This window comes from Aerococcus sp. L_32 (assembly GCF_050689315.1).
The window spans coordinates 1-558 of record NZ_JBOEQF010001195.1 but is presented as its reverse complement, the minus strand read 5'-3'; the positions used below and the strand labels follow the sequence as shown (position 1 = coordinate 558).

The following is a 558-nucleotide window of genomic DNA, read 5'->3' as shown; positions in this document are numbered from 1 at the left end:
TGATTAATTTGTTGATTAGAAAATTTACCGATGGCAATAATTCCAGCAATATCATCAGCAATTTGAATAATTTGATTATTGAAATAACGGACAATGTCATAGGTTAAATCTTCGGCACGTTTTTCTATCCCAATCCGAATAGCGTAATAATATAAATCATTTAATTCTTCTTGCTCACTATACCATTGGACAACAGCAATTTTTTGTCGCTGTTTTGGTATATTCGTCGTTTTTTGATGTTTGGTATAGCCCAAGTCGTCTGCAATGGCTAGAATACGATGTTTCGTGTCTTCACCAACAGAAAGGGTTTCATCACGGTTCAACACACGTGAAACAGTCGCTTGCGAAACTTTTGCTAATTTTGCAATATCTTTAAGAGTAGCCATATCCTTACTTCCTTTATCATGTATTTTTATCCATTATAACACATTTGCAACTACATTAGTAAAAGTTTAGTAAATATATCGAATATTTTATCTGAATAATCTATAATAAAATTATCATATAAATCAAGGAGATTGCTTATGGACACGACAACATTAAATCAAGCTTTTACAG

1 protein-coding gene is annotated in these 558 nt (G+C 31.7%); it reads right to left on the bottom strand.

From position 1 onward, the window contains the following. The coding region (locus ACRCJ0_RS18900; protein WP_431391742.1) for a LacI family DNA-binding transcriptional regulator at positions 1-386 on the bottom strand (386 nt) is incomplete at its 3' end. Between the last annotated feature and the right edge of the window lie 172 nt (positions 387-558).